Source organism: Vibrio sp. MOR3, assembly GCF_001557775.1.
GTDB lineage: Bacteria > Pseudomonadota > Gammaproteobacteria > Enterobacterales > Vibrionaceae > Vibrio > Vibrio jasicida.
On the sequence record NZ_LNRD01000006.1, the window covers coordinates 269,209 to 281,553 of the forward strand.

13 protein-coding genes are annotated in these 12,345 nt (G+C 44.8%); 4 read left to right on the top strand and 9 right to left on the bottom strand.

What is annotated here, in order from left to right; all coding sequences use genetic code 11:
• Positions 1 to 185: 185 nt before the first annotated feature.
• The gene (locus tag ATB76_RS28195; RefSeq protein WP_095760490.1) at positions 186 to 338 is read right to left on the bottom strand and encodes a hypothetical protein; all 153 of its coding nucleotides are present in this window, start codon (positions 336 to 338) and stop codon (positions 186 to 188) included.
• A 303-nt stretch (positions 339 to 641) separates the two neighbouring features.
• Here ATB76_RS28195 and speG point away from each other — a divergent pair, with 303 nt between their 5' ends.
• A complete protein-coding gene (speG, locus tag ATB76_RS14535; RefSeq protein ID WP_038876723.1) occupies positions 642 to 1,172 on the top strand; it encodes a spermidine N1-acetyltransferase in 531 nt (176 codons plus the stop codon).
• Positions 1,173 to 1,254: 82 nt separating this feature from the next.
• Here speG and ATB76_RS14540 read toward each other — a convergent pair whose 3' ends face one another.
• The 7 genes from ATB76_RS14540 to ATB76_RS14570 form a co-directional block, all read right to left on the bottom strand.
• Positions 1,255 to 2,052, bottom strand: a complete 798-nt coding sequence (locus ATB76_RS14540) for a hypothetical protein (protein WP_061035565.1) — start codon at positions 2,050 to 2,052, stop codon at positions 1,255 to 1,257.
• 162 nt (positions 2,053 to 2,214) lie between these two features.
• Entirely contained in the window at positions 2,215 to 3,336 is a 1,122-nt protein-coding gene (locus ATB76_RS14545; protein ID WP_061035566.1) for an outer membrane protein transport protein, read from the bottom strand.
• Positions 3,337 to 3,622: 286 nt separating this feature from the next.
• A complete protein-coding gene (locus tag ATB76_RS14550; RefSeq protein WP_061035567.1) occupies positions 3,623 to 4,414 on the bottom strand; it encodes a hypothetical protein in 792 nt (263 codons plus the stop codon).
• Positions 4,415 to 5,045: 631 nt separating this feature from the next.
• Positions 5,046 to 7,202: a prolyl oligopeptidase family serine peptidase gene (locus ATB76_RS14555; protein ID WP_061035568.1), complete on the bottom strand. Its 2,157-nt coding sequence runs from the start codon at positions 7,200 to 7,202 to the stop codon at positions 5,046 to 5,048.
• Between the two features lie 176 nt (positions 7,203 to 7,378).
• The gene (locus tag ATB76_RS14560; RefSeq protein WP_061035569.1) at positions 7,379 to 8,950 is read right to left on the bottom strand and encodes an ATP-binding cassette domain-containing protein; all 1,572 of its coding nucleotides are present in this window, start codon (positions 8,948 to 8,950) and stop codon (positions 7,379 to 7,381) included.
• A 342-nt stretch (positions 8,951 to 9,292) separates the two neighbouring features.
• Complete coding sequence (locus tag ATB76_RS14565; protein WP_061035570.1) at positions 9,293 to 9,688, bottom strand: SAM-dependent methyltransferase; 396 nt, start codon at positions 9,686 to 9,688, stop codon at positions 9,293 to 9,295.
• A gap of 8 nt (positions 9,689 to 9,696) precedes the next feature.
• Complete coding sequence (locus tag ATB76_RS14570) at positions 9,697 to 10,587, bottom strand: DMT family transporter (RefSeq protein WP_045424425.1); 891 nt, start codon at positions 10,585 to 10,587, stop codon at positions 9,697 to 9,699.
• A 114-nt stretch (positions 10,588 to 10,701) separates the two neighbouring features.
• Here ATB76_RS14570 and ATB76_RS14575 point away from each other — a divergent pair, with 114 nt between their 5' ends.
• The 3 genes from ATB76_RS14575 to ATB76_RS14585 all read left to right on the top strand — a co-directional run bounded on the left by ATB76_RS14575 (position 10,702) and on the right by ATB76_RS14585 (position 12,187).
• Entirely contained in the window at positions 10,702 to 11,295 is a 594-nt protein-coding gene (locus ATB76_RS14575) for a TetR/AcrR family transcriptional regulator (RefSeq protein ID WP_061035571.1), read from the top strand.
• A gap of 59 nt (positions 11,296 to 11,354) precedes the next feature.
• On the top strand, positions 11,355 to 11,606 hold the full coding sequence (locus ATB76_RS14580) for a DUF6482 family protein (RefSeq protein WP_005452623.1): 252 nt from the start codon (positions 11,355 to 11,357) through the stop codon (positions 11,604 to 11,606).
• 155 nt (positions 11,607 to 11,761) lie between these two features.
• Positions 11,762 to 12,187: a universal stress protein gene (locus tag ATB76_RS14585; RefSeq protein ID WP_005439056.1), complete on the top strand. Its 426-nt coding sequence runs from the start codon at positions 11,762 to 11,764 to the stop codon at positions 12,185 to 12,187.
• A gap of 63 nt (positions 12,188 to 12,250) precedes the next feature.
• On the opposite strand, the gene ATB76_RS27290 is transcribed toward ATB76_RS14585, so the two are convergent.
• Positions 12,251 to 12,345: IS3 family transposase (locus ATB76_RS27290; protein ID WP_133146159.1), on the bottom strand; the 95-nt coding region annotated here is incomplete at its 5' end.

Below are 12,345 nucleotides of genomic sequence, written 5' to 3' on the forward strand. Positions count from 1 at the left end.
AGAACTTTTATTGATATGAGTCAAAAATGACGGGAGCTCCAATATATTAACCAAACATATTAAATTCGATTAAAAATAATTCAGAACGAAATAAAGTAAGAATGGTGGAAGGGGTAAAGGAAAATAATATGGGCACAAAAAAAGGCAGCTCGTAAGCTACCTTTTTTGCAAGTCAGCAAATTAAATTATGCTTTCTTAACGTCTTTAGCTGGGTAAGTTAGCGTTGCTTCGCCAGCTTTAACGCGTACGTAAAAACCGCCGCTGCTTAGACCTGTAACAACCATTTCACCAAGATCGATACCTTTAGTAGCTACTACTACGTCACCGATTGAAAACATATTTAATACCCTGTTTATGTAGATTATGACCTTAAGTCGTTGGCGGTATTTAAGCTGAAATCGTCCCCTTAGCCTAATCAGGTTTTTTGTCGTTATGATTAACATTTCTTATTGTTATAAGGCTTGTTTTTCAAGGCTTTGTGAAGGTTTGATAGAGATCGCTTTTACGCATTCAGCTTCGCATAAGTAAAGGGGAGATTTCCCCCTATTACGCTATGATGAGGTTAACCAAACCAAGTCATTCTCGCTAAAACTTAGTTTCTTGAGGCAACTTGGATATCGAATCCTATTGGGAGAAAGACAATGAAAAATGGACTCACAATTCGCGCTTTAGAACGTTCTGATTTGCGTTTTATTCACGATCTCAACAATAACCGCAACATCATGACGTATTGGTTTGAGGAACCGTATGAGTCGCATGATGAATTAGAAGAATTGTACAGAAAGCACATTCATGATGATGCAGAACGTCGCTTTGTAGTAGAGGATGAGCAAGGCGTACTTATTGGCCTAGTAGAGCTAATTGAAATTAACTATATTCACCGTAGCGCCGAGTTCCAAATTATTATCGCCCCTGATCATCAAGGTAGAGGTTACGCGGAAGAGGTCATTAATCGTGCACTTGATTATTCGTTTTCAATCTTAAACTTGCACAAAATTTATCTGTTGGTGGCGCTCGACAACGAAAAGGCGATTCATCTCTATGAGAAATGTGGCTTTATTGAGGAAGGTCATTTAGTGCAAGAGTTCTTCATTAATGGCAGCTATAGAGATGTGAAACGTATGTACATTTTGCAAAATCAATTTCGTACAAAATTTGAAATTGACCAATAAGCGAAAATCCCTTTCACACGGTTGGGTGAACGAGATTGGACATGCCACTCGTGAAGTAGCGAGTGGTATGACACATGCTCGATTATTCAAACTGATATTGGTATGAGAAGATGACACGCTTGTCAGGGTCATCGAGATAAGTGTTGTTGTCCATGGCAAACGTCATCACATTAAAGGAGTGACGTTTCTGCACCAGATAACTCATGCCTACTCCACCAAAAACGCCTTGGTAATTATCCCCTTCACTGTTTTCCGAACCGTAAGATCCACCAGCAAACCCCATCAAGGTTAATTGCTCTGTCAAAGGTTTTAACGCAAATGCGCCTAAATAGCCGCTACTACCAGAAGAATTCATCATGTTGAACCCATTCTCGGGGCTAGGTGTGCCAGTAAAACCAGGATCCGAACATGCACTTTCCCCTGCACCGTCACAAACAGGCACATCGCCATCGTTATAGGTGTAGCCAGCCATAGGGAAGATCTGAAAGCCTGCTGGCTCGATGCCAAAATAGCTCAAAGGTACAAAGGTTCCAACGCTGTAGTTGGTTTGATCGGCACCGTTGGTGTATTCATTCTTACCAAAGTTGAAGTTCACGATACCCACCGGAAACAGCCAAGAGCCGCCCACGCGCCACTCACTTGCATCATCATTGAAGCGAACGTTAATTTTACGCGCTTCATCTAATGCCAGCGAGCCAGAAAATGAGATGTTCTGGTCATCAAAATCATAGTTGTTGGAATAAGATGCACCAAACTTAGTGATAACCTTAGTAGGGTCATCGGCTAATTTGTTTTTGTTCTCTTTGGGAACGCGTTCACTAGCCAGAGCCGACGAGCTTAAAACTAACGCTGCACATGCCAGCCAAAACGTGTTGTTCATTTTAAATTTCCTCGACGAATTCGCTATCGTCTTTTTACTTTGTGCTTTTTATTCAGTTGAATTGATGCGGCCCCGTTACAAACAAAAACGGCGGTAAGCCTAGGACGTGCTTACCGCTGCTTTTCGTCGTATCGCTAATCTAGTGATTGCGTTAACGCCGGATTATTGATTTTTCCAGCTGTAGCCGATGCTCAGGAAGTACAACGCTGGGTCATCAAAGCTTGCAATCGTGTTACCCGCTCGACCTTTCACTTCTGACGATTCAATCAAGGTCGCTTCAAAAGCAACTGACACCGTGCTTGCTTCATCAATCTTGTAATCAATGCCCGTACCTAGACGGTAAGCGTTGCCAGTTGGGATAGTCAGATCACCGTTGGATTGGTCTGTGTACATGCTTGAGTCAAATGCGAAACCTGCATTCCACATCACTTTGCTATTAACCTTGTACTGTGTACCCAAAGCAATCTGGTAGGTGTCTTGTGTTTCTACATCCATCAGTGTTTGGTAGGCACTCCAATCTTGCCAGTTCAAGTTACCCATCACCGCCAGTTTGTCATTGAGCTCATTGTAAGCACTGAATACCAACTGCTGAGGCGCAACGGCACTGGTCGAGAAGTCTTTATCATCGAATTCGAACTCAGTTTCATTCGAGTAAGACAGACCTAAGCGAGTACCTGAATTCAACTCATACAGCACACCAACGCGGCCATTGACTTGAGTGTCTGTATCTTCAATGCCACCAGCGAGAGTCGTACCATCAACTTTGACATCCATATCTAAGATGCCGTAATGGATGCCCAATGCAGCACCTACAGACCATTGATCGTTAATACGGTATGAAGCAGAAGGTTGAACCGTCACGGCCTGAGTAATTGCATTAGGAATATCAACACGGCTGAACAGCTTATCGTATTCCAGACCCAAGCCGTAGTTGCCGTACATACCAATACCAAGCGTCCACTTATCGTTCACTTGTTGGCTATAAAACGCAGAACCAAGTGGCACGTAACCAATGATGTTACCTGCGTCACCGCCACCAAATGTGTCCAGTGTTGTGTCGCCATACAAGCTGATCAAATGGCCCGAAAATGACTGACCCGCCACGTTAGACAGACCTGCGGGGTTCGCCGCCATGACCGAGGCATCCTGCGCTCTTGCCGCCATACCCGCAGACGCTAAACCAATGTCTGTGGTGGAAGTCTCATACAAATATAGACCTCCTGCTTGCGCTGCTGCACACGAGATGAGGGACCCCACAGCAACGATTTTGGTAAGATTTTTCATACTAAAACCTATAAGTATGTTAGGAGAAAACCCGTACTGCGGCGTTGGTTGTATATCAGAGAAAGGACTGACCATCACACACAGCACAGGCAATTTGTGGATTTAATGAGAAATAAAACCGACTAAGCGATTAGTCTTTCTTCTATTTTTGTTTTCATCTTGTCGCCTGAAATAAAACCAACGACGAACGCGCTTAAAATTTGATGCGCCTTGTTATTTCCACTTAATGTGCGACCAAACATCACACAGCAAAAATGCGTAAATTATTTTTCTCTTATGAGTCGTATTAGAATTGGTAGTTGTATTCGATACGGTGGTCACCATCGCCAAAGTCGACTTGCTCATTCCAGTTAGCGAAGTAACGAATATTTGAACGCGGTGTTATTTGGTAAGAAATCGCAAATTCATGCGTTAAGATATTATCCTCACCCGCATAATACGTGTCTTTATAATCACTTGAGCCCGACAAGGTGTGCATATACATCGGGTTGTAGTTGATCCAAATTTTGTCGGTAATATCGATTTTCGAGTACATACCAACCACAGTAAATGTACCTGGAATCTCGTAGCCGTTGTCTTCACCACTGAAGTCATTGGCAATCGTCACACCTGCACCAGCTAATGGGTATAGCTGGACAACACCAAGCTTCGGTAAGGCCTTGATGAAGCTGTACGACGCATCCAACTTGTCAGCATCCACGTCGTAGTTCACATCAAGCTGACGTCCCAATCCTTTCGCAACTTCAACTTGGAAATTACGCAGGCGGAAGGAATCAATACTGTCATCCAATTTGCTGTACAACGGGTCATCTTCATCTCGAATGCCAAACAGTTCGCCACCAATACCTTTGACTTCGATAACGTTCATCGCCATCGTGCCCGGTTGAGACGCTTTATAAGTTTGGCCTATCTTGATGTTTGCCCCTTTGTCCGTAATGCCAAAGCCAGCTTGGGTATAAACCGCAAGAGGATCGGACATATCTTGTAGTTCTTTATCTGTATCTGTCTCAGCAAAAACGGGGGACGCAAACTGGATTGCTGCTGCCATCACGACAACAGACGGTTTCACGATATTCATAGGATTTTATCCATCTTTTATTCAATTAAACGCACGCGTCAACAAACCTGCATAAATCGCGGACGAACTGAATCGAGCCTCGGAAAGTTCGATTTCCAACGCGAATTTACAAATAACAGGTTGTTTAACGCTGCATTTAAATTAAATAGAGGATAACGGTAAGTTCAATCACCTATGGTTATATGAGTTATAACCTAAATTTTGGTTTAGATTTGAAATGAAATTTAGATTAACAATTATCTAAATAGTAGATATCACAACAAACAATGAATAATTAGTTAATATAGATTGAACATGTGAAATCAAATCAAAGAGAAAATAAACGACCAATTGGGAAATGAAACAACCTAGGCGTTTAGCTATATACTTTCACAGCAATTTCACCAATAAATAAGTCATGTTGGATTAAACATATATTCTACAACTGTAAAGTATTTTCATTAATAAAATGTTATTTCACCTTGGCGTTCGATACTTCCACTTCTTGGTAATTCTTCAATATCATTTATGTGAACTACGTTGGCATCGCATATTTTTCTGTTCTACCTTAAACAAAAAAACGCAGCCCGAAGACTGCGTTTTAATTCCAATGTGAGTGAGCTTAAGCTCTTCGGTTAATCCGCCCTCTCGCTTACAGCTTTTCAACGCCCATATTGAACAAAGTAAAGCTGTAGACATCGGCAGTTTTCTCGATAACCTTACTGGTCGGTGTGCCTGCACCGTGACCTGCGTTGGTTTCGATTCGAATCAAAGTTGGGTTTGTACCCGCTTGTTTCGACTGCAGTTCAGCCGCAAATTTGTACGAGTGCGCTGGCACCACACGGTCATCGTGGTCACCCGTTGTTACCATAGTTGCTGGGTACTTAACGCCGGCTTTAACGTTGTGTACTGGCGAGTAACCTTTGAGGTAATTGAACATCTCTTTACTTTGTTCTGCTGTACCGTAGTCATAAGCCCAGCCCGCCCCTGCCGTGAAGGTGTGGTAGCGAAGCATATCCAATACACCCACTGCTGGCAGTGCCACTTTGAACAGCTCTGGGCGCTGCGTCATCACTGCACCAACAAGCAAGCCGCCGTTCGAGCCACCGTTAATCGCGAGCTTGTCTGACGAGGTATAGTCTTTATCGATAAGGAACTCCGCTCCGGCAATAAAGTCATCAAACGAGTTTTGCTTCTCTAATTTGGTGCCGGCATTGTGCCACTCTTTACCGTACTCGCCACCACCACGAATGTTCGCGACAGCGTAGATACCGCCCATTTCCAACCATGCCGCTCGGCTTGGGCTGAAGTAAGGCGTCAGGCTGATATTGAAACCACCATAACCATACAAGATCGTTGGCGCACTGCCGTCCATCGGCGTGCCTTTTTTGTAGGTAATGATCATAGGAATCTTGGTGCCGTCTTTCGATTTGTAGAACACCTGACGAGATTCAAATTGTGCCGGGTCGAATGGTGCGTTCGATTTGTGGTAAACCTCGCTGTCACCGTCTTTGATGTCTAAGCGATAGGTCGTGCTTGGCGTCTTGTAGTTGGTGAAAGAGTAGTAGACTTCAGCATCTTCTTTCTTACCCCAAAAGCCGTAAGCACTGCCGATGTCTGGTAGCTTGATTTCACGAATGAACTTACCGTCCATATCGTATTGTTTGACCATCGAAAGCGCGTCAACAATGTAGCTGGAAAACAGGTAACCGCCCGCGGTTGATGGACTAAGCACGTTGTCAGTTTCAGGTATTAAATCTTTCCAATTCTTCGGCTCAGGGTTGCTCACATCCACCGTCACCACTCGTTTGTTTGGTGCATCTAAGTTGGTGACCAAATACAGCTTGGTGCCTTTGCTATCAATCACCCAAGTATCAGAATTGGTGTCATCCAAAATGGTTTGCAGCGGACTATCTGGCTTGGTCAAATCTTTCAAGAACAGTTTGTTGCCCGACGTTGAAGTGCTTGCTGAGATAAACAGGTAACGTTGGTCGTCCGAAGTGTAACCACGAACGTATCGGTGCTTCTCAGCCTCCGTACCGCCGAAGATAAGCTTATCTTCACTCTGCTTAGTGCCTAGCTCATGGTAGTAAAGCTTGTGTTGGTCGGTTTTTGCCGAAAGCTCGCTGCCTTCTGGCTTGTTGTAACTTGAGTAGTAGAAACCTTTGTTCCCCAGCCAGTTTACGCTACTGAACTTAATATCCACTAGCGTCTCACCTACGGGCTTTTTGGTTTCGACATCAAGCACAATCACTTTGCGCCAGTCGCTACCGCCTTCTGAAATGCTGTAAGCGACTAAAGAACCATCTTTGGTGAAGCTAACATTCGCCAACGAGGTCGTGCCATCTTCGCTAAAGGTATTTGGGTCGAGGAAGACTTCAGGCTTGCCACCGTCAAGTTGGCGGTAAAGCACATCTTGGTTTTGTAAACCGTCGTTCTTATAGAAATAGGTGTATTTACCTTCTTTGAATGGACGCCCTAACTTCTCGTAATCCATCAGCTGAGTTAAGCGTTCTTCAATCTGGTGACGATAAGGAATTTGCGCCAAGTAATCGAACGTGACTTGGTTCTGCGCTTTCACCCAATCTGCGGTTTCTTTACTGCGGTCGTCTTCTAACCAGCGGTATGGGTCACTAACTTTGGTACCAAAATACTCATCCACCACATCAACTTTCTTTGTCGTTGGGTACTTCACCGCCATTTTGTGTACGTGTTCAACCAATTCCTTCGTTGAGTCTTCGGCATAAGCTCCTGGTAATATGCCCGTCATCGCAAACGCGGTCACCAGTGCTAACGTTTTCTTTTTCATAGACTTCCTTTTCTGTTTTTGTTTTGTGTAATGCATCAAGCATCTTACCCATATCGAAGTAAGGATTCTAATGGCTTTGAGAAAATTGCTTGGTGAAGGTTTTAAAGTCACCAAAGCCAAACTAGCTGCTTGGCTTCGGTGATCCCCCGCAATGTGGAGTTATAGACAAGAGCTTGTTAGCTCAGTTCAATGCTTCGAGACACACCCGACTCCGCGGCAAAATCTTGGTCGTGACTGATAAGAATAAAGCCGCCTTGATACGCGCTTAATGCCTGAGCAAGCATGATTTTCGAATCCAAGTCGAGGTGATTATCCGGTTCATCCAAGAGTAACAAAGGCTGAGTTGGTTGATGACTGACAATCAGCATAGCGAGCTTCATTTTCTCGCCGCCACTCAATTCGCTGCCCAAACGAAAGACACTGTCTCGTCGAAAGCCAATGCCTGCGAGTAATGTTCTGGCATCGCTCTCTTTCATCCCCTCACAATGTTGCATCAGGTTTTCCAACATGGAGATTTCAGACTGTATCGCACCAAAGTGCTGGTCGAGATAATAAAGTGGCGTATTGATTTGTAGCTCACCACTTTGCAATGAGAACTCCCCCAAGAGTGTTTTCAGTAAAGTCGATTTACCGCATCCGTTTTTGCCCAACAAATGCAATTTATCATCCGCATGAACTTGCGCAGTGATGGGTTGAGCCGAACCAAATGGCAACACGCCTTCTAAAAGCGACACGACTTTTCGTGAGCGACTTTGACTGGCTGCCAAATACAGTTTTTGCCCTTTGATTTGTTCTTTACGCACTCGCAAACTTTGCTCTTTCTCTTGCAAGTGCGCTTGGCGAAGTTGCTCGTTTTTATTACGGCTGGCGGCTCGGGCTGTGGCTTTGTCTTTCATACCATCCAGTAAGATTTTCGGCTGACTGCCATCCTTTCTCAGCTTGTTACCTTGAGCCGCTCGTTGTTCTGCTTTCTCCCGATTGCGCTGAGCTTGCTCTTCCAATTGTTTTTTTTGTTTATCGACAGCAGCTAACTGCCGTTCCACCGCTTGCAGTTCGGTGCGCTTTTGCTCGGCATACACATCGTAATTACCGCCAAACACTTGCAAGCCTAAACCGGATAGCTCCCAGATTTCCTCCATTTCGCGCAGTAACTCTCTGTCATGACTGATGAGCAAAATCGCTCCTGAGAAATTGCGCATCGAATGAATCAACCACTGCTTGGCATGTCTATCAAGATGGTTCGACGGCTCATCAAGGATCAGTAATTCAACTTCGCTTTTGAACAATTGCCACAGTTGCAAACGCGCTAACTGCCCGCCACTCAATTGTGAACAAGGAAAGTCTGGCTGTGGCGGCAAACCCATGGTTTCTAACTGCTTGGCAAGTTGGAACGGCAAATCCCATTGTTCACCCACCACCTCAAACAGATACTCCGAGCAATCGCCCATCTCGATCTGTTTGAGCGCGCTTAACACGTTGTCCTTTGCTAAAAACTGGGCAATCGACAGCTCTCCCCCCAACAAGTGAGATGGTTGCTGGCGATACACCGCAAAGGACCTTGGTAAGGTTACTGTACCGCTGGTTGAGGTTTGCTCACCGCTGAGTATCGATGCAAACACCGATTTTCCGACACCGTTGCGTCCGACTAACCCAACACGACGTTTGGTCATAGAACATGAGATTTGCTGAAACAGCGTTTCGCCATTACCAAATTGATAACTGATATTGTAAGCCTGTAAGACTGGCATAATTTGCCTCCTGTATGACAGGGACAACAGCCGTAGCTTGAGATAAATCTAGAGATGAGATCGATGCAAATACACGCGCCCATAGAAGCGCTTCAAACAGAAAAATGGTAATTGCAAAGAAATATCGGAAAGTGAGCTACGCCTACTAACCCTGTAAATCCAAAAAATAAAATGAGAGTTGGATGACAGGTTTAGTTGTTCATGTTGGCGTAATCTCCTAGAGAAGTGATGAGCAAAGTCTAAAGGTTTTGTTGTATAAAAAGCAAGCGACTTCTGTCACAAGCCGCTTTCAGACCGAGAGCTCGTTTGGGTGCCCTAGCTTACAAGGGCACAAACCTAGGACTATGCTTCAAAGTAAATTGCAGGTTTGATATCAACCAAAGGCGTGCCATCTAAGCAGTCCAACCCACGCACTTTAATTACTCCCTCGTCGATAGACTCAATCGGTATTACCGCCGCGCCAATAGGGTTTGGTCTGTGCGGAGAACGTAACGCAAATGTGCCCTTCTTCCCTTGCAGCATTTCAGGTTGGCGGTTCGCACCAGCAAGCCAATACAGAACCAGTATTTTCTGCCCGACTTCAAGCCCTACGAGCCCTTGGTAATACCGAGATTTAAGTTGAATTTCACACACAGGTCCATTTTGTGGCTGAATGTTATTTGGGCACTGAGAAACATCAGTATATGGCGTGCGAATTTGCCCAATAAACTCAAGTTGTGGGGTTTGAATTGTGTTCATATCAACCTCTATTTTTGTTCTGACTTCATCGCTGAAAAAGCGTAAATGGAAATGGTGACCAAGATGATTGAGCCACCAAGAATGCTTGCCATTGCAGGGATTTCATCAAAGAAGAGTAATGCCCAAAGTGGTGCTAGCACGGTTTCAATCATCAGAATCATGCCAACTTCAGGTGCCGTGATGTAACGAGTCGCAACTTGTGAAAGCACACGCCCAAACGGCGCAGTAAATAGCCCCATCAAGCCCATAATCAGCCAAGTGTTCGCGCTGTAAGTTGAAGGCGTTGCCCAAAACAGCATTGCCATCGCTAAAAACAGTCCACCAAAACCAACACTTGCCATGCGGCTTACGTGCTGATGCTTACGCAGTTGCACCTGGTTGAGAGACAAACACACCACGGCAAACACTGCTAAGCCATCGCCAATCCAGTTACCCGATTTAAAAGAACCAGAGACCACAATCGCAATACCCACCATCACAGCAACAATCGCAATCCACGTCGAACGCTGGGTCACTTCACCCAAAAACCACCAGCTAAACAATGCAGCCAAAGCCGGTGCTGCACTTAGAATTACAAAGGTATTCGCAACCGTAGTGAGCTTAATGCTCATCACCAAACCAGCGGCACTGCCGAGCATCAATAAGCCGGACAACAAGACATGCCAGCCGCTCTCTTTCACCGCTCGAACCAGACCGCGCTCATCGCGAAGCTGGATAAATATTGGCATCGAAATGGCGGTAAACAAGCCAAATAGAAATGCGGTATCCACACCACTCACGCCCGAAAAGCGAATAAAAATTGGGTCGAGGCTCATCAGCAGTGCACCAACCAAGGTGATCATCACCCCGGCAAAGCGAGCGCCTTTGGCGTTTAGGTTATTCATTAATGCCGTCGTCATCGTCTTTCTCCTCAAAAAATAAATCATACTCTTAAGTATGATTTTATAATTTCGGAGTTGTGTCAACAAAAATCATACCGTATAGTATGATTAACAAATCAAGAGAATCTGAGCATGAGCAAGATCGAGCAAAACCGAGAGAAGAAACGCCGAGCTATTTTGGAAGCCGCGAAAGAGAACTTTTTGTCCGAGGGGTATGTGTTAGCGAACATGGATAAAATTTCCGCCCAAGCAGGCATGACAAAGCAAACCGTGTATCGCTACTTCCCATCTAAAGCAGCGCTATTTGAAGCAACATTACGCCAGATAGGTGAAAACATGGATGGTGGTTTCATTACTCACCTACAAAAGGACGATCTGCGAGATGCGTTGAACTCATTTGGTGAACACTTTGTTTCTTTCCATCTTTCTGATGAACACTTGGCAACCTTCCGCTTGTTAATTGCAGAAAGTGCCAAAGCGCCTGAGATCACGACGATCTTCCGCGAAGTCGGTCCGGACGATACCGATGCCAAGCTCACTCAGTTCTTCCAAGATCGTTTCGATATCAAGGAACCGGAAACACAGATTCGCCTTTGGACAGGCATGCTGCTGTCGATTCGCTCTGGCGTTCTAATGGGAATGGAAAAGCCAACGCAAGCCGAAATAAAGGAGCACGTGCAAGAAGTGACTGAGTTTTTGTTGGCAGCAATCGAGCATCAGAAGTGAACTAAAATCCATCGCTCGCCGTAATAGCCAAAGAGTGAAAACACCAATGGGAAACGGCTATGAATCTTTTGATTGAATCGGTCGAGGGTGGTATCTACCTCGCTTATAACGTAGAAAACCAAACAAGATCTTTGATCTTGAACGAGCACAAAAGCCCACTCACATTCGCCAGCCTCTGTGAGGCAAGAGACCACTTTCGAGGAGAAGGATACTCCTCTGCAAAACTGGTTCACCTCAACGCATCCGATGAAATGTGTGGAGAGAGAATACGCTGTGACATGCCACTAGAGATTGAATTGAGCTGGTATTAGTATCGGCTCTTTTTTCGCCCTCCCCTCAATATCCTCTCGCTCTTAGGCTGGTGATAATTTGCCAAAACTTTGAGCGATTTCGGGATCTTATCAACACATTTTTTATTAAAGGCGTACTATGCTATTGGTAGTGTATTCCACAAGAGGGCGTGGTTATGAAATACAAACATATCCTAGTCGCACTGGAACTGTCTGATGAGAGTACTGTGTTGATTGACCGAGCGGTATCTATGGCGAGTTATCTCGGTGCCGAGATTTCTTTTATTCATATCGATGGTACTCATGGCGAAATTTATCGTGAGCTTGTCGATATTAAAGCAAACCCAGACCAAAGACCGTTGAATGAACATTCAATGGAGTGCTTGAAGTCCTTTAGCGATTACATGGAGCAGCCATTGAAGCACTTCTTCGTTGGCACGGGTGACTTGGCGGACAAACTGGAAGTAACCATCAAAGAACAAGAGGTTGATCTGCTTATTTGTGGCCACCATCAAGACTTCTGGAGCAAGATCATTTCTTACTCAAGACATCTGATCAACAAGTCGCCGGTAGATATTCTGGTTGTGCCGATTCACGAATAGATTGAATGAACGAACGAAAAAGCCGCCAACGATGAAGTGACCCCGTAAAGTTGGACATTTCTGTTAAGCGGCTTTCAAGGCCTGAGTTCGATACTCTATCGGAGTCAGGCCTTTTAGCTTCACCTTTATACGTTTGGTATTGTAGTACTCGATGTATT

Excerpts from the sequence above, each read along its gene's own strand:
- ATB76_RS28195 (WP_095760490.1), bottom strand. The coding sequence starts at position 338 with ATGTTTTCAATCGGTGACGTAGTAGTAGCTACTAAAGGTATCGATCTT.
- speG (WP_038876723.1), top strand. The coding sequence starts at position 642 with ATGAAAAATGGACTCACAATTCGCGCTTTAGAACGTTCTGATTTGCGT.
- ATB76_RS14540 (WP_061035565.1), bottom strand. The coding sequence starts at position 2,052 with ATGAACAACACGTTTTGGCTGGCATGTGCAGCGTTAGTTTTAAGCTCG.
- ATB76_RS14545 (WP_061035566.1), bottom strand. The coding sequence starts at position 3,336 with ATGAAAAATCTTACCAAAATCGTTGCTGTGGGGTCCCTCATCTCGTGT.
- ATB76_RS14550 (WP_061035567.1), bottom strand. The coding sequence starts at position 4,414 with ATGAATATCGTGAAACCGTCTGTTGTCGTGATGGCAGCAGCAATCCAG.
- ATB76_RS14555 (WP_061035568.1), bottom strand. The coding sequence starts at position 7,202 with ATGAAAAAGAAAACGTTAGCACTGGTGACCGCGTTTGCGATGACGGGC.
- ATB76_RS14560 (WP_061035569.1), bottom strand. The coding sequence starts at position 8,950 with ATGCCAGTCTTACAGGCTTACAATATCAGTTATCAATTTGGTAATGGC.
- ATB76_RS14565 (WP_061035570.1), bottom strand. The coding sequence starts at position 9,688 with ATGAACACAATTCAAACCCCACAACTTGAGTTTATTGGGCAAATTCGC.
- ATB76_RS14570 (WP_045424425.1), bottom strand. The coding sequence starts at position 10,587 with ATGACGACGGCATTAATGAATAACCTAAACGCCAAAGGCGCTCGCTTT.
- ATB76_RS14575 (WP_061035571.1), top strand. The coding sequence starts at position 10,702 with ATGAGCAAGATCGAGCAAAACCGAGAGAAGAAACGCCGAGCTATTTTG.
- ATB76_RS14580 (WP_005452623.1), top strand. The coding sequence starts at position 11,355 with ATGAATCTTTTGATTGAATCGGTCGAGGGTGGTATCTACCTCGCTTAT.
- ATB76_RS14585 (WP_005439056.1), top strand. The coding sequence starts at position 11,762 with ATGAAATACAAACATATCCTAGTCGCACTGGAACTGTCTGATGAGAGT.